Source organism: Candidatus Eisenbacteria bacterium (assembly GCA_016867495.1).
Taxonomy (GTDB): Bacteria; Eisenbacteria; RBG-16-71-46; order CAIMUX01; family VGJL01; genus VGJL01.
This window is the reverse complement of record VGJL01000038.1, coordinates 1-17,977: the sequence shown is the minus strand read 5'-3', so window position 1 is coordinate 17,977 and position 17,977 is coordinate 1. Positions and strand designations below refer to the sequence as shown.

Sequence of the window (17,977 nt, the reverse complement as noted above, 5' to 3'; positions counted from 1 at the left end):
GAGGACTCCGTCAGGCTGGTGCTGAGGACGGGGATAGGATATCGGCTCCCCGAACCGACCCGTCAAGCCGATCGCCTTGTACGGGGCCTGTCCCGAGAGGGGCGGGCCCGGACTGCGGAGCCGGCCGAGACGACATCCCTTGCCGGGCCCCGATCGGGTAGAATCGACCACTCGGGCAGGACTGACTGCGGCGGCGCCACGCGGCGCCGCGGCCACGGCTGAGGAAGCACGACTCCATGGAAGACCTCGTCCACTCCTTCGAGGCCACGCTCCCCGAGGGCGCACGGCGCACTGCGGAGGCCCTCCTGCGTGCCGGCGGCCGAGCCTGCGCCGTGGGGGGCTCGCTGCGGGATCACCTGCTCGGCCTCGAGGTGAAGGACTGGGACTTCGCGACCGATCTCCTTCCGGAGCGTGTCCGCTCGCTCTTCCCCAGGGCGGTGGAGGTCGGGATCCGCTTCGGAACCATCCTTGTCATGGAGACGGACGGAACCTACGAGGTCACGACCTTTCGCAGGGACGGCCGGTACAGCGACGCCCGTCATCCCGACTCGGTCTCCTTCACCGCATCGCTCGAGGAAGACCTGAGCCGGCGCGACTTCACGATCAACGCGATGGCCTTCGACCTCCACGAGCGCCGCCTGATCGACCCGCAGGCCGGAAGGGCCGATCTGGGGCGGCGGATCATCCGCTGCGTCGGACGCGCGGAGGAGCGGTTCCGTGAAGACGCGCTCAGGATGCTCCGCGCGGTCCGGATCGCGGGGCAGCTCGGATTCGAGATCGAGGAGGAGACCTACCTGGCGATCGTCCGCTGCGCCGCGCTGATCGACGCCATCGCGATGGAGCGGGTGCGGGAGGAGCTCGATCGCATCCTGACCCAACCCATGCCTTCGATCTCGATCGGGCGCCTTCTCGAGACCGGGCTGCTCGAGCGCTTTCTCCCCGAGCTGGCCGACGCCTACGGCGTATGCCAGAACCGGTACCACGCCTTCGACATCTATCACCACTCGCTCTGCGTGACCGATCAAGCCCCCGCAAAAAACAAGATCGTCCGCCTGGCCGCGCTCTTGCATGATCTCGGCAAGGTCGCGACGCGCCATGAGGCGGCCGGCCGGGTCACTTTCTATAATCACCAGGTCGTGGGCGCGCGCATGGCGGACCAGATCCTGCGAAGGCTCCGCTACTCCGGCGAGGAGAGGGAACGGGTCGTGCACCTCGTCGAACAGCACATGTTCCACTACAACAGCGACTGGACCGACGCGGCAGTGCGCAGATTCGTCCGCGCGGTGGGGCCGGAGCTGATGGAGGACCTTTTCGCGGTGCGGGCGGCGGACACGCTCGGCAACGGTCTCAAGCGAGGCGGCGTGAGCGGCCATCTCCTGGAGCTGCGCTCCAGGATCGCCGAGATCCGGGCGCGCGACGAGGCTCTGTCGGTGCGCGATCTGCAGATCGACGGGCACGACCTCATGTCCGCGCTCGGCATCGCCGAAGGACCGCTGATCGGCAGGATCCTCGATGCGCTCCTCGATGAAGTGCTCGAGGATCCTGCCAGGAACGCCCACGACGCGCTGCTCGGAAGGGCCGCCGAGCTGCGCGGGGAGATCGAGCCGACCCTGCCCCCGCGCAGGAAGAGGAAGGAGTGAGGATGCCCGCCTGCTGGTTCTGCCGCGCAGGACTTCCCTATCCGCCCATGGCTTCGGTGCCGCGGGAGTCGGAGTGCCCCGGCTGCGGGCGCGATCTCCACGCCTGCCGCAACTGCCGCCATCACGATCCCGGGGTCAACAACCAGTGCAGAGAGCCCAATGCCGATTGGGTCAGCGACCGCGAGAGGTCGAACTTCTGCGACTTCTTCCAGCTCGCGCAGGCGCCCGGCGCGCTCGCCCCCCGGGACCGATCGGCCGAGGCGAAGCGCAAGCTCGACGACCTCTTCCGCAAGCCCGACTAGCGTCCGCAGTCCCGTAGGGGGACTCGATCAGAGCGCTGGCATCTAGGCCGTGAAGAAGTGATCCGGCCCGAAGGCGAGGGCCTCGTCGCTCAGGAAGGCCTCTCCGTACCGCTTTCCGATCCTGATCCCGTGGAACTGCCGCAGGGCCACGAGCAACTCCAGAATCGAGTTCTCCGCGCGCCAGATCTTCATCTGGGTCTCGTACGCGCCGATCGCCCTGCGCACGTCCTCGATCACATCGGTCACGTCGACAACGAAGGTCGGCAGCATATCCTTCGGGACCATGTAGTAGAAGAGGCGATCGACGTCGTGGGGCGGCACCTCGGGCATCACATTGCGGAAACGCGCGAGCTTCAGCCCGTCGCGGACGAGCTGGCCGGTCGCCCAATGATCGGAGTTGGCCGATCCGTCGTGGTGGCCGAAGCGATTCGTGTGGTAGGGGGCGAGGACGATCTGTGGACGATGGAGCCTCACCTGCCGGACAATCTCGAGGCGACCCGAGGGGCCGTTCGTCACCTCGGTGTCGGGGAAGTCCAGGATCTTGCCGTCGCTCCCCATGACCTCGTTCGCGGCGCGGAACTCGAGCGCCCGCGTCTCCCGAGTTCCGAATGTCCCCTTCTCTCCTCCGGTGAGGGCGATGCTCAAGACCCTACGCCCCGAACGGACCAGCCGGATCATGGTCCCGGCGATCGTCATCTCGGCGTCGTCGGGATGCGGGCTGAACACGATCACGTCGTAGAGAGCGCTCTCTTCCATCCTCTCCCTCTCCAGACCGGGCGGATGCGCCAGGCGGGCGTCCCCGGATGCGGTCGACCGAATCTAGAACCGCACGTTCGGCTGATGCGCGAGCTTCCGCCGGAGCCCGTGCTCGATCAGCGCGATCGCCCCCTCGATTCCGATCCAGCCCGTGTTCACCGTCAGATCGTAGGCGAGGGGGTCGTCGATGTCGCGATGGAAGTGGTGCCGGATGAACGCGGCCCGCTCGTGGTCCGTGTCGAGCACGAGCTTCTCCGCTTCCGCGTAGGACAGACTCCTGAGGCGGCCGATCGTCTCGACCCTCTGGGGGAGCGGGGCGACCACCCTGACGTGGACTCCCCGGCGATGATCGAGCACGAAGTTCGCCCCCCTGCCTATGATGATCGCGTGGCCGTGCATCGCGATCGATCCGAGCACTCCGATCAGCGTGCGGAGATAGTCGCCCTTGTCGACGAGGTTCCCGTGGAGGATCCCCTGGATCCAGATCTCGAGCGAGGAGCGGTCCCTCTCGTCGAGGTACTCGAGGATCGCGCTTCGGAAACGACCCTCCTCGACGATCACGTCCAGGATCTCCCGATCGAAGATCTGGTATCCGAGAGCCGTGGCGAGCCTGTGGGCGATCTCTCCCCCGCCCGAGCCGAAGGCGCGCGAGATGGTCACCCAGGGGCGTATGGAAGGTTGCTGGACCGCCGGATCATGGATGGCCTGCCGGCGCGCCCGCGCCTCGGCCTCCCAGCGACGGACCTGCCTGTCGATGATGTGGTGGATTCCGGAGCCCATGCTCATCACCTCGCCTTCTCGATAGAGCCTGAACCGGTCAGCGGGCGCTCGCCTCTGCGCTTGCGGATCGATCGGCTCCGGGGGCAGTATAGCATCTGCGGGTCACGGAGGTAGGAGATGCTCGCCACGATCGACTCGGATCGACGATGCGAAGCTTGATCGTCCACGGCGGCGCCTGGCAAATCCCCGACGCGGAGATCGCCGATCACCGCGCGGGTCTGCTCGCCGCCCTCACCCGGGGGACCGCGCTGCTCCTCGAAGGGCGGCCGGCGATCGACATCGTGGTCGAGACGGTCGCGCTCCTCGAGGAGGACCTGACCTTCGACGCCGGGCGCGGCTCGGTCCTCAACCTCGATGGGCGGATCGAGATGGACGCGTCTGTGATGGACGGCCGGACCCTCGGGGCCGGCTGCGTCGCCTGCATCACCGATGTCCTGCATCCGATCAGGGTCGCCCGCGCCATTCTAGAAGACGGGCGGGCGGTCATGCTGGCAGGCGAGGGGGCCTCCAGGTTCGCCCGCTCCGCCGGAATCCCCGCCTGCTCGTTCGAGGAGCTTCTCTCGCCCCGCGAGACCAGACGGAAGCGGTTCCTGGATCGGATCGAAGACTTCAAGACGCGTCAGCCCTTCGACGGCTCGCTTCCGCAGGAGGACTCCGTCCCTCCCGGACCCCTGGGAACGGTCGGCGCGCTCTGCTGCGATGCCCGCGGTGACCTGGCGGCGGCCACATCAACGGGAGGAGCCCCCAACACGCTGGCCGGACGCGTCGGAGACAGTCCCGTCCCAGGGGCCGGGACGTGGGCGGAGAACGGGATGGGAGCGGCCGGCAGCACGGGCTGGGGAGAAGCGATTCTGCGCGATCTGCTCGCCTTCCGGGCGGTGCAGGAGATCGACACCCTCACGATCGACTGGCGGGCGAGGGGACGGGAGCTTCCGCCTCCGCACCCGATCGCGACGACCCAGATCACATGGGGACCGCTTCGCCACGGACCGCGCGGCGCGGCGGTCCCGCGCGCGGCACGCAGGGCGATCCAGGGTTTCGCGCGCCGCGTCGGAGGAGCCGGCGGCGTGATCCTGCTCGGGCCGGACGGCGTTCCCGGTTTCGCGTTCAACACACCGAGGATGGTCCGTGGTTTCTGGATGGAGGGAATGGACGATCCCGTGATCGAGACGGAGCCGGACGCTCCCCGGCAAGCTGCCAGATGATGGCGGGAGGTATCGGATGGCGACTTTCATTCTCATGACGAAGCTCTCACCGGAGATCACGAGGGAGCTTCACCACAGGGCGGAGATCGGACGGCAGTGGAAGGCCGCGGTGGAGGAGAAGTGCCCCGGCGTCAAGTGGATCGCCCACTACGCCCTACTCGGCCCCTATGACTTCATGGACATCTTCGAGGCGGCCGACGAAGAGATCGCCGCCAAGGTCTCCCTGATCTCGCTCTCCCGCGGGGCCGTGAAGGCGGAGTCGTGGACCGCGATCCCCTACGCCCGGTTCCTCGAGATCGCCAAGGAAGTGAGCTGATCGGGCCCCTCAGCGACCCAGAAAGACGATCCTGCAGGCGGTCGCGCCGCCGGGGCTCGAGATCTCGGCCCAGTAGACGCCCGTCCGCCAAAGGAAGGATCGATCCGGGATCGCCGCCAGGGTGATCGCGCCCTCCGGCGCGATCGCCTCCAGACGTCGCTCTCCGCACACCCTTCCCGCCACGTCGAAGAGCCTGATCCGCGCGGGCCCTTCACCCATCCCGCGCCATCTGAGAAGGCTCCCGCGCTGGGCGGGATGAGGACAGGCCTCGATCGAGAGTGATGACGCCGCTCCGACATCCGCGGCGGACGTCACCGGGCCCGAAAGATTGGGGATCCAGACTCCGGCGTGCGCCCTGTCGGCCATCTCGAGAACAGCGGCCAGCGAGGCGACGCTGCTCGCAAGGGGGTAGTCCTCGTCGTGTTGGGTCAGCCCGGGCCAGTTCGCGGTGAGATTCGCATCGTTGTCGGCCGGCGGGGCGGCCGGGCTCCCATCGATCAGCCGGAAATAGGACTCATCGGGGTTCAGCCGGCACCAGATCCCTCCCGCGCGGAGCCCATCGTAGGCCTGCTGGACATGGGGATGGGGATCGGAGGCCTGCACGTGGTCCGCGGCCGCGAAGGCCAGCGTGCACCGGAGATCCGGCCGGGCGGCCGCCAGAGCCGCGTAGCGCCGGGTCGCGTCGCGCATCGACCAGAAGAGGTCGCACGCAGAGGAAGCGGCGACATCGGGCGGCCAGACGGGGCCGAACAGCCCGCGGGTCTCGGCCTCGGCGGTCGCCCCGACGGAGTAGTGGAGCAAGAGGGCCCCGCTCTCGTAGGAGGGAGTCGGCCGGAGAAGATAGTCCTCGCCGTAGTCGAGACTGCCGCTCCCGTCGACATCGAAGCAGTCGGGATCCCCCGCGACGGCATCGATGACCCCGTTGCCGTTGCCGTCGTAGAAGAGCGCCCCTTGCCGAGCGACGGGCGGATGCTGCCCCGCCGGGTCGTTCACCACCCACGAGTAGGCGGGATCGTACGAGAGGCGGTCCCATTCCATTTCGAGGGTCGATGAGGCGTAGGCCGTGAAGTAGGGATTCTTGCCGTCGTCGGTCGGGATCCCGTTGCCGTCGCCGTCGGACGCCGGATCGCAGTCGTAGAACCTCCCCCCGGCCTCGACGAGGACCGTCTGGTCGTTCGTCGGGTTCTCCCATCCGACATATGTCGAGACGAACCCGAGCTGCGATCCGTGCGCCGCGAGGGTCGCCATGCTGATCGGCCCGCCGTTCGAGGATCCGATCATGCCGACCATCTCGGTCAGCGGATGGACGGGAACCGCCTGATCGATCGTCCGTCCGATCGAATCGGCCTTCCTCCCGCCCGCGAAGAGGAGAACGTCCCGCAGGGCATCGATGCACCGCTGGCCCCTGTAGTCGTAGACGCCGTCGCTGTGGAATCCGCCGCTCGTCCCGCCGGGGAAGATCATGGTGACCGCGATGAACCCCTCCATCGCGTACGACTCCCCGCCGTTCAGCCCCCCGACGGACTGGCCGCCGGGGACGAAGACCAGGACCGGCGCGCCGTCCGCGTAGCGGGCCCCCACGGATTGCGGCGGGATGGTGAGGCGGATGGCGAGCGTCCCCCCGCCCGCGGCGTCGGAGGGGAGCCTCAGGTTGATCGCGGGAGGCGGTTGCGCGGCGGAGGGGCCAGGCGCGGCGAGCCCGCAGCAGATCAGAGTCCAGAGGAGAACCTTCGCGCGACGCATGCAGACCTCCCGCCCCACGGGCAGCCCTCGCCCAGTGGCCCAGATTGATTCCGGTCGCATCGATTCTACCGGATCGGCCCCTCAAAGAGAAGCCCGCGAAGCGGACTGCGGATGCGGACTCACCCGCCCCTCGACACCCCGCTCAGGCGGCGCCGCAGGCGCGCCGCCAGATCGGACGGAAGAGGGGTCACGATCCTGGGTGGAAGGGTCTCCTCCTTCGCGGCCGCCGCGTGCTTCCGCTCGATCTTCGCCTGTTCCGCTTCGACCCGCGCGAGGCGCGCCTCGCTCACGGGCGCCCGCGGAACATAGTCCGGCCTTCCCAGAAGAGCGTGCAGAAGGACGAGCGCGGCCTCCTTGTCCGGAATCCTCCCCTTGCCCATCACATCGGGATCCTGCTGCATGTGCGGCGGCAGCGGCGCGCCGACGCAAGAGGGGCAGCCGTCCTCGCAGGGGCAGGCGTGGATCAGATCGAGCGCGGCGCCGAGGACCTCCTCGATCATGTGGTAGGCCTTCTGGGCGAATCCCAGCCCGCCGGGATACTTGTCGTAGAGGAAGACGGCCGGGACGCCGACGTTCTTCGAGTCGACGACGGTCCCCACATCCATCGGATCGCACATCGCGAAGAGAGAGACGACGTCGGGCAGGACGTTCGCGATCCCCCAGAGACCCTCGGCGGGGACCCTTCCGTACCGGGTCACCTTCGTGAGCGCGTCGAGCGAGGGGGCGATCCAGAGGGCCATCGTCTCGAGCGTCTGGCTGGGAAGCTCGAGGTTCCCGTAGCCGATCGAGTCGCGGCTGCCGAACTTGATCTTCTTGAACATGCAGACTTTCGAGTGGACGTTGCTGTCGCCGAAACCGACCTCGCTCGCGAGGAGATGCTTCTCCAGCTCCGTCCGCACCACCTCGATGTGGCTGTCGGACATCGCCTGCGTGTAGTAGTCGACGTCCGCGCGGTGGATGTAGGCCACCTTCTCGGTGGTGTCGAGCCGGTCGACCAGGTAGGTCTCGGCGTCGTGCATGTAGATCGCCTGGGGATGGACTTGCGGAAAGGCCGAGGGCTCGTCGATCGTGCCGATAACCTTGTTCCCGTCGGGACGGCCGGTCTCGACGATCGTGTAGACATTCTCCGCCGCGTTGCGCAGGGAGACGTTCGCCGCCGGGTACCCCTCCTTGGCATGGAACCAGCGCCCCTTGACCTCCTTGACCTCGCCGTGCTCGGCGAGGAGATCGAGGATCGCCGGAGCGTACTCGCCCCACGTCGTCTCCTCCTGCCGGCGCAGGGGCAGCTCATAGGTGGCGCAGCGAAGATGCGAGAGCAGGATGTGCGGATTCTGCGGGTCGATGACCGCGTGCTCCGGACTCCTCTCGAAGAAGTAGGCGGGATGCCGCATCAGGTACTGGTCGATCGGAAGGTTGTGACCCACGAGGACCGCGACCGACTCGTCCTCGCGCCTCCCGGCGCGGCCGGCCTGCTGCCAGGTGCTCGCGATCGTGCCGGGGAATCCGACGAGGACGGCCGCGTCCAGGCTTCCGACATCGATCCCGAGCTCCAGTGCGTTCGTCGAGATCACGCCGCGAAGCTCGCCGTCGAAGAGAGCCCTCTCGATCGCGCGGCGCTCCTCCGGCAGGTATCCGCCGCGGTAGGCGCGGATCTTCTTCGCCAGGCCCCCGCCGTCCCTTCTCAGCTCCTCCTGGCAGTAGCGGAGGAGGACTTCCGTCAGCAGGCGCGCCCGGACGAAGCCGATCGCCTGGAAACCGGCGCGCAGGAGGCTCACGAAGATCTCGCGCGCCTCCAGATTCGAGGAGCGGCGCTCGAGGCCGGCGCGATCGATCCGGGGGGGGTTCCAGAAGACGAAGTGCTTGCGCCCCCGAGGCGAGCCGTCCTCCTCGATCGTCGCGAAGGCCCGGCCGCTCAATCTCTCCGCCAGCTCGCCGGGATTCGCGATCGTCGCCGAGGCGAAGACGAGCTGCGGGCGGGCGCCGTAGTGCTCCGCGATCCGCAGCAGCCTGCGCAGGACGTTGGCCGTGTGGGAGCCGAAGATCCCGCGATAGACATGGATCTCGTCGGCCACGATGTAGGCGAGCCGGCCGAAGAACTCGGCCCACCTGGCGTGATTGGGCAGGATCCCGCTGTGCAGCATGTCGGGATTCGTGAGCAGAATGCTCGCCCGCTCGCGGAGCTGGGTCCTGAGGGCCGGAGGGGTGTCGCCGTCGTAGGTCCCCGCGTGAAACGCGAAGGGGCCCGCCGCCTCCTCCTCGCCGGGATCGGGCGAGCCCGCTTCCTCATCGGGCCGCTGGAAGCGGCGCAGGGTTCTCAGCTGGTCCTGCGCGAGCGCCTTCGTGGGGAAGAGATAGAGGGCGCGCGTCTCCGGATGGGCCGCGATCGACTCCAGGACGGGGATGTTGTAGCAGAGCGTCTTGCCGCTCGCTGTCCCGGTCACGATGACCACGTCCTTCCCCTCTCGGATCATGTCGACCGCGCGGACCTGGTGCGTATAGAGGGCGCCGATCCCCATACGATCGAGCGTCTCCCTCATCGCGGGCAGAAGGGGGCGGGACGGCTGCCCGGATCTCGCCTCCCGAGGCGGAATCTCGTGTACATGGACGGCCTGGCCGTTCTCGGTCGCGAGCAGCAGAACCCGGCCCAGCAAGTCTGTCGCGCCGCGCTTGGTCTTCGTCTTCAAGTGCCCTCCCCGCCCATCTCTTCCAGGACAAGGAAGAGTTCGGCCAGCGTGATCAGGTCGTCGCGGTTGTGGCGAAGGATCGGCTCGAGCCAGTTCGGGTCGCCCTCGCGCACGAATCGATGATAGGCGTTCGGGACTTCCGATCCATCCAGGTCGTTGATCCGCGAACGCCCGCAGACCCGCCTCTCGAGGGTCTTCAGCCTGCAGTCCGGCAGCACGCCGCTGAAGTGCCTACGGGCCAGGTGCAACAGATCGACGTGCGCCTCCGGCCTCGGCTTGCGGATCCGGTAGTAGGCGCACCGCAGGTGGAGCGTCGGCACATCGAAGCTCTTGCCGTTGAATGTGACCCAGGTGGGGATCGACGCGAACGCCTTGGAGAAGAAGCGGATCGTGTCCTCCTCCTCGGAGTAGTCGCGGGCCAGAAGCTGGATCAGATCGCCCTCCCGGCGTCCCGTCGCGTGGAAGAGCCCCACGAGGAAGAGAGGGCGCCCGACGAAGCCGAGGGTCTCCAGATCGATGAAGAGGTGCCCCTCGGGCAGGCTCGGACCCCGGCCTGGTATGCGGACGCGGTGGGTAAGGACCCCGAGCTTGTCGCCCGGGGCCTCCCACCGCGCCTTGGGAAAGCGCTCTCTGAGCCAGCGCTCCAGCACGCCCGGATTCCCCTCGCTTCCGCGCGCCGGCCCACTGATGTCCCCCCGCCCCGAAGGGCTGGCGCGATCGTAGGTCAGTGAGACCTGGGGCGCAAGGAGGAGGAGCGGAGTGTCCCCGCTCGGGCCTCCGGAGGACGGAGCCCGGCCGCGCCGGCGAGTTCCGCCTGCTCCCTTGCCCGCTAGCGCCGCAGAACCGTGATCGTGCGCTCGCTCGTCCGATCGCCCACGACGATCCTGCAGAAGTAGACCCCCCGGGGCACGGGATCTCCGCGAGTGTCGCATCCGTCCCAGCGCACCACGGCGGGACCGGGCGCGAGACTCTCGATCCCCTCCTTCCAGACAAGCCGGCCCTGCACGTCGTACACCTCGATCCCGACGGGAGCCCCTCCGTCGGGAACGACGATCGGAATGCCGATCTCTCCGTCCATCGGATTGGGCGAGGCCGCGCCGATCTCCGCTCGAGCCTCCTCCGTCTCGGTCGGGGCGATCATGTCGATCCTCAGAAACCTGGGCCGATGACCCGGCACGAAGACGGCCAGCGACCTCTCCGGAAGCGTTCCCCAGCCCGCGGCGCTCGATCCCAGGACCTGCGAGGCCGCGATCCAGTAGCTGGAGGCCGCGCCCGTCGCCGGCGTGTACCGCACCGCATCCCCCGCGTCGTACGGAGACCACCTCAAGACGAAGAGCGTATCGCCGTCGGTCAGAACGAAGTTGAGCCTGCTCGATTGCGCCACCGCCACGACGCGCCGGACCGCCTCCCGAAGGGCCTCCGCCCGCGGGAGGTCGGACCTCTGGCGCATGAACTTGAGGAGACAGAGAAAGTAAAGCTCCGAGTCGATGTAGCCGTTGACGTAGTCAGTCGGATGGGTGTCGAAGTAGCCGGGATCGTCCTCCGTCAGCAACATGACGAGCGTGGCGGTCGAGATCGTGCCGTTGTGGGCGAAGACCATCCCCTCGTGCTCGAAGGGGTGCGGATTCGGGATTCCCCAATGCCCGCTCGTTCCCGCGCGCACGTGGCCCAGAGCCGCCTTCGGCCGCATCAGGCTCATCTCGTCGACCGCCAGATCGTACTCCGGGTCGTGCGGATGATTCGCTGGCGCTCCCCCCCTCCTGGCGATCGGCCCGTTGAACAGAGGACGGGGCATGCTCGGGTAGTAGGCGAATCCCCAGCCGTCGCGATTCATCCCGCCAAGGTTCTTGAGATTCTCGATCGATCCATCTCGGAGATGGTCCGTCACGAGATACGAGGGGCAGGAACTGCCGACGAGGCCCCAGAACCGGCAGGATCCCGCCGGGGATGCGAGAAGCGCCCCCAGAATGACGGTCCCGAGCAAGACGCTCATCAACATCCGCCGCACTCTGCCCGAGCTTCCGACTGCGGTTCTGGGAGTCCGGCCGGCCCCGTGGATCGTTCGCATGGTTGGCCCTCCGACCGATGGGTGTGCGCGAGCGCTCGTCCCCAGGGAAAGTCCCGCCTCGGCGAAACGCCGTCCGAAGCTCTTGCCCGAGGCAAACCGCCCTGCCTCATCGCCAGACAATTCTCCCACCTGAGCCGGAGCGATGTCAACGCGTCGGCTGCCCCCTTCATCCTCCCGGCGCAAGACTCGTTGCACCGGCCGCCGCGGTCCCGCCGCCGGCGGAGGCGCGCCCTTGACGGCCGACTCACGAAGGCGGAACGTTTCCTCCATGGCGACGCGGAGACAGTTCCGGGCGATCGTGAAGGGGAGGGTCCAGGGGGTCTACTTCCGCGCGACGACGGTCGAGGAGGCGCTCGCCCTGGGTCTCGCCGGCTTCGCGCGGAATCTTCCCGACGGCTCGGTGGAGGTCGTCGCCCGAGGCGATGCCGCATCCCTGGAGAAGCTGATCGCCTTCCTTCGCGTCGGCCCCAGGATCGCGCAGGTCGCCTCGGTCGACATCGACTGGTCCGACACGACCCCGGCCCCCGATCCCTTCACGGTCGTGCGATAGGGGAGGCAAGAGCGGCGAGCCGCCCCTTGCAGGCGGCCTCGTCCGCGCCGCAAGAGCCTTGCGCGAAGAGGAGGGTTCCCCCTCCCCGTCCCTGGAGCGGCGCGAGAACTTCCTGCAAGAACCTTCCGGCATCGACACGGCGCTTCTCTGGCAGGTCGTCGGTTCGCGCGGCGACCCAGACCGCGCGGTTCGGTTCTCCCGACCCGGCCAGCACGACAAGTGCCCTCCCCTGCCCGAGGATCTCGTTCGCAGCCTCGCGCAGCCCCTCCGCGTCCGCGCCTTCCATCCAGGAGGCGACCCAGAGGGTGCCGTCGTCGAGCCTCGCGGACTCGCGGGCGAGGCGCTCCGCCTGCAGGAACAGATGCCGCTTCCTGAGGAGCCGCAGCTGCCGCTCCATCTCCCTGGCGCGATCGAGCGCCCCGCTCACCAGGTCCGGGAGATCGAGCCAACCGGCGCTGAGGAGGCGCGCCATCCGGTCGGCCCCGGCGGCAAGCCCGCGGAAGAGGCGAAGCGCCCGTTCTCCGCACACGAAGTGGACTCGTAGCGCCCCCTTCGCCTTCTCCGTTCGCAGGATCTTGATCGGGCCGACCTCCCCCGTCCGCCGGACGTGAGTCCCGCAGCAGTGCTGGGACTCGAGCCCCTCGATGTGCACCGTTCGCAGGGGCAGGAGCCCCTCCCGGGGCTCCGCGGTCACCGCCACCGGGAGGTCATCGAGGACGACCGCGTTGGCCGCCTCTTCCACCGAGGCCAGGACCTCATCGGTCGGGGGATCGATCGGCAGATCGATCGTCGACGAGACCTCACCCATGTGGAACGAGAGGGTCCGGGCCCCGAGGAGACCGGTGAAGACGCGCGAGAGGATGTGCTGCCCCGAGTGCTGCTGGCGGTGATCCCTCCTCACGGCCGCATCGACGCGTCCCTGGACGAGAGTCCCGATCTCCCACCGCGGAGCCGTCTCCAACCGGTGCCAGATCGTTCCATCGGGATCGACGGAGAGACCGACCACGGGGATTCCGCCGAGGCTCCCCTGGTCCGACTTCTGGCCGCCGTCCTCCGGGAAGAAGGCGGTGGCGTCCAAGGCCGCCATCTTTTCTTCCGGCCGGAGATCGACCAGCCTGGCTTCGAACTCCAACCGGTACGGATCGGCATCGAACAGACGATCGGTCGGCATGACCCCTCCGGGGTTGCGCGCGCATCCCACGCCGGTAGTCTATCTCCGATGCGACCGGAAATCCCGAGCAACCGCCTGAGGGGCGGGCAGTGATCCGCGAGGCCGCGAGATGAGCGAGAACCTGCTGACGGTCGTCGCTTCTGTCGTGGAGGTCTTCGGCCTCATCGCCGTCGCCTGGATCTACGCGCGCCGGCTGCGGCCCGACCTGACAGGGACCTTGCGGCTGGGCATGAACATCTTCGTCCCATGCCTCGCCTTCAGCTCGATCCTCGACTCCAGGATCGAGGGGCGCGAGTTCGCCATCGCGGGCGCCGCCACGCTGATCCAGATCGGGTCGGGGCTCCTGATCGGATCGATCTTCCTGAGACTGATCGGGTGGAAGGATCGCAGAGAGCTCCTCATGCCGATCGCCTTCGTGAACTCGGCCAACCTCCCGTTCCCGCTCCTCCTCGCGAACTTCGGGACCGAGGGGCTCTCGCGGGGAGTGCTCTGCTACACGGTGACGAACCTGGCGCTCTTCTCCGTGGGGATCTTCCTGCTCCACGGCGGAGCGAGGATGAGGGAGGCGATACGGGAGCCGGCTCTCTGGGCGACCGTCCTCGCCGGAATCTTGAAGGCCCTCCACCTCGAGCCCCCGGAGATGGCGATGCGGGTTCCGCGCCTCGCCGGAATGGCGGCCGTTCCGATCATGCTCTTCCTCTTCGGGGACGCCCTCGCCCGCACGCGCCTGACGAGCCTCCGGGAGGCGGCGTTCGCGACCGCGCTGCGCTACGCGAGCGGCGCGGGCGGGCTCGTCGTCGCGCTCTGGCTCCTTCGTCCGGAAGGGCTGCTGCGAAAAGTCCTCATTCTCTATGCGCTGCTGCCGCCGGCCGTCATCAATGTCGTACTGACGCAGAAGGCGGGGCGAAACGCTGAGATCGTGGCCTCCACGATCCTGCTCGCCACGCTTCTCAGCGTCCTGCTGCTCCCCGCTCTCCTCGCGGCGATGCGGTGAGCGAGGCTCGGATCAACCGGAGGCCCACATGTCTTTCGTTCGCACTGCCCGACACGAAGCGTCGATCCTCCTGATCGCCGCCATCCCGTTGCTCGCGCCCGCGGCTTCCAGGGCTCAGGATCCGACTGTTCCATCCCCCATCCGCGACGCGCTGGCCGCGGTCGACCTCGCCCCGGAGCGTCTGCGCCTCGACCTCCTCGACATGTCCCTCTGGGGCGGCGACCGCTGGAAGCTGCCCCTCTTCGATGCCCTGACGCAGCGGCCCCTCAGGATCCCCGGGGATGTCGAGATCTTGCAGCGCCAGCTCCTCCGCGCGGCGGAGCGCCCGGGCGACATCTACATGGCAGCGACATCCCGGCTGGGGACCGGCGTCCGCAGGGGTCTGATCGGAGATCCTGCGGAAGAACTGCGCGCCTCGCTTCCCGAGCGCGATCCACTTCCCGCCGCGCTTCGAGCGCTCTGGAAGTCGGCGCGCAAGCCGATGATCCCGGAGGATGAGGAGCTGATCCGCTCCGCGGCGGCGCAGCTTCCGGATTCGCTCGATCTGGCCCTCGCGATCTGGGTGACGGCCGCCGCCAGAGCGATCGATGCCCGGCATGCGGCCTTCGCCTCGCTCGGGCCGAACGCCGAAGCGTCTCTGCAGCGCGACGCGATCGCATACCTGTTGGGGACGGCGGCGGATGCCCAGGATCCGGCCTCTCAGCGCCGTCTCGAAGAGAGGGCGGGGGCGATCGACCAGGCCGTCTGGAACGCGGGCATCTCCGATCTGCTGATCGCCGTCGAGAGAACCCTTCCCATCGTCAGACGGCACTCGGCGGGCATGGGGCGGAGCTGGCGGGTCGCGACGCCGTGCGGGCCGATCGTCCTCGCGGGCGAAGGGCCTGACCGGCACGGCCCGGAATCCCCCCTCATCCTCATCGATGCGGGCGGCGATGACTGGTACGCGGGCGGCGGGGCCGGGACCCACGAGACGCCGGTGTCGATTCTGATCGACCTGCAGGGAAACGACCGGTATCTCGCGGCCGACACGCTGGGGCCGGCGTTCGGGGCAGGGGTCGCAGGCGTCGGCCTCTTGATCGACCTGGCCGGCGACGACGCCTACCGAGGCGGGCATCTCTGCATGGGCGCCGGACTCTGCGGCGCGGGAGTCCTGATCGATGGGGCCGGAGAGGATCGATACGACGCCCTCACCGCGAGCCAGGGGGCCGGGCTCTTCGGCGTCGGGATCCTGTCCGACCTCGCGGGGAGAGACTCCTACCGCGCCTTCCAGCAGTCGCAGGGATACGGCTACGTGCGCGGCGCCGGTGTGCTGGTCGATCGCTCGGGCGACGACATCTACGAAGCCGACGACCAGCGGATCCGCTACCCGGCCGCCCAGACCGAGGAGCACAACGCTTCCTTGTCGCAAGGTTTCGGCTTCGGCAAGCGCGCCGACTTCGTGGACGGCCGCTCTCTCGCCGGAGGGCTCGGCGTTCTCGCCGACGGCGAAGGCGACGACACCTACCGCTGCGGCGTCTTCGGGCAAGGCTGCGGCTACTGGTACGGGATCGGAATCCTGGCCGACCAGAGCGGAAACGACTCGTATGAAGGCATCTGGTACGTCCAGGGAAGCGGCGCGCACTTCGCCCTGGGAGTCCTCTGGGACACGGCGGGAGAGGACCGCTATCGGGCCACAATGAACATGGCGCAGGGCGCCGGACACGACTTCTCCCTCGGATTCCTCTACGAGGGCGCGGGAGACGACCGCTACGACGCTCCGAATCTCTCCCTGGGAGGCGGGAACGCGAACGGAATCGGGATCTTCTGGGATCTGACCGGGGACGACACCTACAGCGTGACGGCCGCGACGTCCCTGGGGCGCGCGAACACGGACTCGCGCGGAGGCCTTCGGGACCGAATCGACACGATCGGGCTCTTCCTCGACACGGGCGGGCGTGACGCCTACCCTACCGAGAAGGCGTTCGCCGGCGACGGCAGGCTCTGGACCCAGCCTGGGCTGAACGAGGCGATCCCGCTCGACGCCGAGCGGGGCGCCGGAGTCGATACGACCTGGACGCCCGGGGCCGAACGAAGATGGCGGGGCGTCGGGAACCGTTGAGGATCCCAGAGGGGTGTCGGGTTGCCGCTCCCGGGCCGCGCGCTGAGAGTCCTGCGAAGGGAGGTTTCGATGAGTCTCGTTCAAGAGATCGATGAAAGACTTCATGCTGCGATCAAGGCTCGCGATCTGCGGACCGCTGACTGTCTCCGGATGCTGAAGAGCAAGCTGACGGAGAAGCGCACCTCCCCCGGCTTCAAGGGGGATCTGACCGACGCGATCGTTCGGGAGGTGGCGGCGACTTACGTGAAGCAGCTCAACCGCTCGATCCAGGAGTTCGAGAAGGGAGGCGAAGCGGGGCGCGGCCACATCGAGAAGCTCAAGTGGGAGATCGATCTCCTGTCCGCTTACCTGCCGAGTCACCTCGATGAGACCGCGACGCGGAGGATCGTGGAGGAAGCGATCGCGCAAAGCGGGATCACGGATCCTTCCGGTTCCGGCCGCGTCATCGGGACCGTCATGAAGTCGCACAAGGACGAGGTCGATCCCACCCTCGTGCGGCGGCTCGTCGAGGAGATCCTCTCGAGGAGCGCCTGAGGAACCGTGGGCCCTCCGACGGAGATGCTGCGATCCCGGCAGAACCCGCGCGTTCAGGCTGCGAGGAGGATCGCTCGCGATGTCCGCGAAGCCCGCCGCGAGGGAGTTCTGCTCGCCGATGGGATCACGCTCGTCCGCGAGGCGCTGCAGGCGCGGCTCGCCCCCCAGGCCTTGTTCCTCGACCCCGCCGACTCCTCCGCGGAAGCGATTCGCGCTGAGGCCGCGCTCAGGGGGGCTGCTGTCGCGCATGTCTCGGCCCCCGTCCTGCGCGCGATCTCGACCCTGACGACCCCCCAGGGAGCGGTCGGCGTCTTCACTCGTCCGCGATGCGAGATGGCGAGCCTCCTCGCGGCGGCGGACGCCGGAGATCGCCCCCTTCTCGCCGTCTTCCACGGCCTGCAGGATCCTACAAACGCCGGGTCGCTCATCCGGACCGCGTGCGCCGCGGGCCTGATCGGCGCGGTGACGACCGAGGGGACGGTCGATCCATTTCATCCGCGAGCGATCCGCGCCGCCATGGGCGCCTGCTTCCGCCTTCCTGTCTGCGTGGATGTTCCCGGCGAGACACTCTGGGAGAGCCTGCGCAGGGGAGGCTACCGCATCCTCTCCCTCGATCCCCGCGGGGATGCGCCGCTCTCCGCAACTCTGCTCGAAGGACCTACCGCCATCATGCTGGGCCGGGAGGGAAGCGGTCTCGACGATCGCGCAAGGAGCGTCTGCGATCGATCGATCCGGATCCCGATGGCCCCGGGAGTCGAGTCGCTCGGCGTCGCCGCGGCGGGAGCCATCGTCTTCTACGCTCTGGCAGTCCTCGGCGGAGGGAGCCAGACAAACTCGGCGGGTCGGGGGGTCTAGAGCCGGTCTGCTTGTATCCGTGACGCTCGTCTAGGGGCTGCCGATCTCACGCGAAGGCCCGCCCCCTTGCGGGGACGGGCCTTCTGTGCGTCGGGCAGTCCTATCTGGGGTATGCGCTCCCGACTTGGACTACCTGTAGTTCGCCTTGATCTTCCCCCAGGTCGTCTTCTCCGTCGGGACCGGCGGACAGTCATCCACGCAGTCCTCGTCGACGATCCAGAGGAAGCCACCGGCCACCGTGCACTGCTCCTCGGTCAGGACCGAGCAGGTCCCGTCGAGGA

Annotated in this window: 16 protein-coding genes; 9 read left to right on the top strand and 7 right to left on the bottom strand. The window is 68.3% G+C overall.

What is annotated here, in order from left to right; genetic code table 11:
• Positions 1-236 precede the first annotated feature (236 nt).
• Both FJY88_05995 and FJY88_05990 read left to right on the top strand, forming a co-directional pair.
• Positions 237-1,640 carry an HD domain-containing protein gene (locus FJY88_05995; protein MBM3286886.1) on the top strand — a complete coding sequence of 468 codons (1,404 nt, stop codon included), beginning with the start codon at positions 237-239 and terminating at the stop codon, positions 1,638-1,640.
• A 2-nt stretch (positions 1,641-1,642) separates the two neighbouring features.
• Positions 1,643-1,942 carry a hypothetical protein gene (locus FJY88_05990; protein MBM3286885.1) on the top strand — a complete coding sequence of 100 codons (300 nt, stop codon included), beginning with the start codon at positions 1,643-1,645 and terminating at the stop codon, positions 1,940-1,942.
• A gap of 42 nt (positions 1,943-1,984) precedes the next feature.
• Here the strand turns inward: FJY88_05990 and FJY88_05985 are convergent, their stop codons facing one another.
• A complete protein-coding gene (locus tag FJY88_05985) occupies positions 1,985-2,698 on the bottom strand; it encodes a hypothetical protein (GenBank protein ID MBM3286884.1) in 714 nt (237 codons plus the stop codon).
• Between the two features lie 63 nt (positions 2,699-2,761).
• Positions 2,762-3,484, bottom strand: a complete 723-nt coding sequence (locus FJY88_05980; GenBank protein ID MBM3286883.1) for a cytidylate kinase-like family protein — start codon at positions 3,482-3,484, stop codon at positions 2,762-2,764.
• Between the two features lie 140 nt (positions 3,485-3,624).
• On the opposite strand from FJY88_05980, the gene FJY88_05975 reads away from it, so the two are divergent.
• Both FJY88_05975 and FJY88_05970 read left to right on the top strand, forming a co-directional pair.
• Entirely contained in the window at positions 3,625-4,683 is a 1,059-nt protein-coding gene (locus FJY88_05975) for a peptidase T (protein MBM3286882.1), read from the top strand.
• A 16-nt stretch (positions 4,684-4,699) separates the two neighbouring features.
• Positions 4,700-4,999 carry a GYD domain-containing protein gene (locus FJY88_05970; GenBank protein MBM3286881.1) on the top strand — a complete coding sequence of 100 codons (300 nt, stop codon included), beginning with the start codon at positions 4,700-4,702 and terminating at the stop codon, positions 4,997-4,999.
• Positions 5,000-5,008: 9 nt separating this feature from the next.
• Here FJY88_05970 and FJY88_05965 read toward each other — a convergent pair whose 3' ends face one another.
• From FJY88_05965 to FJY88_05950, 4 genes are all read right to left on the bottom strand, one after another.
• Positions 5,009-6,742 carry a hypothetical protein gene (locus FJY88_05965; GenBank protein MBM3286880.1) on the bottom strand — a complete coding sequence of 578 codons (1,734 nt, stop codon included), beginning with the start codon at positions 6,740-6,742 and terminating at the stop codon, positions 5,009-5,011.
• Positions 6,743-6,861: 119 nt separating this feature from the next.
• Positions 6,862-9,426 (bottom strand): DEAD/DEAH box helicase, encoded by a 2,565-nt coding sequence (locus FJY88_05960; GenBank protein MBM3286879.1) that lies wholly within the window; start codon positions 9,424-9,426, stop codon positions 6,862-6,864.
• Positions 9,423-10,358: a hypothetical protein gene (locus tag FJY88_05955; protein MBM3286878.1), complete on the bottom strand. Its 936-nt coding sequence runs from the start codon at positions 10,356-10,358 to the stop codon at positions 9,423-9,425. The genes FJY88_05960 and FJY88_05955 overlap by 4 nt, the downstream gene beginning before the upstream one ends.
• Positions 10,256-11,764, bottom strand: a complete 1,509-nt coding sequence (locus tag FJY88_05950; GenBank protein MBM3286877.1) for a hypothetical protein — start codon at positions 11,762-11,764, stop codon at positions 10,256-10,258. The genes FJY88_05955 and FJY88_05950 overlap by 103 nt, the downstream gene beginning before the upstream one ends.
• On the opposite strand from FJY88_05950, the gene FJY88_05945 reads away from it, so the two are divergent.
• Positions 11,763-12,044, top strand: a complete 282-nt coding sequence (locus FJY88_05945; protein MBM3286876.1) for an acylphosphatase — start codon at positions 11,763-11,765, stop codon at positions 12,042-12,044. The two genes, FJY88_05950 and FJY88_05945, sit on opposite strands and share 2 nt — an antisense overlap.
• Here FJY88_05945 and FJY88_05940 read toward each other — a convergent pair.
• The gene (locus FJY88_05940) at positions 12,028-13,215 is read right to left on the bottom strand and encodes a hypothetical protein (GenBank protein ID MBM3286875.1); all 1,188 of its coding nucleotides are present in this window, start codon (positions 13,213-13,215) and stop codon (positions 12,028-12,030) included. The two genes, FJY88_05945 and FJY88_05940, sit on opposite strands and share 17 nt — an antisense overlap.
• Before the next feature lie 109 nt (positions 13,216-13,324).
• On the opposite strand from FJY88_05940, the gene FJY88_05935 reads away from it, so the two are divergent.
• From FJY88_05935 to FJY88_05920, 4 genes are all read left to right on the top strand, one after another.
• On the top strand, positions 13,325-14,209 hold the full coding sequence (locus FJY88_05935) for an AEC family transporter (protein MBM3286874.1): 885 nt from the start codon (positions 13,325-13,327) through the stop codon (positions 14,207-14,209).
• A 28-nt stretch (positions 14,210-14,237) separates the two neighbouring features.
• A complete protein-coding gene (locus FJY88_05930) occupies positions 14,238-16,307 on the top strand; it encodes a hypothetical protein (GenBank protein ID MBM3286873.1) in 2,070 nt (689 codons plus the stop codon).
• A 69-nt stretch (positions 16,308-16,376) separates the two neighbouring features.
• Positions 16,377-16,841, top strand: coding sequence for a hypothetical protein (locus tag FJY88_05925; protein ID MBM3286872.1), 465 nt, complete (start codon positions 16,377-16,379; stop codon positions 16,839-16,841).
• A 6-nt stretch (positions 16,842-16,847) separates the two neighbouring features.
• A complete protein-coding gene (locus FJY88_05920) occupies positions 16,848-17,696 on the top strand; it encodes an RNA methyltransferase (GenBank protein MBM3286871.1) in 849 nt (282 codons plus the stop codon).
• Positions 17,697-17,977 lie beyond the last annotated feature (281 nt).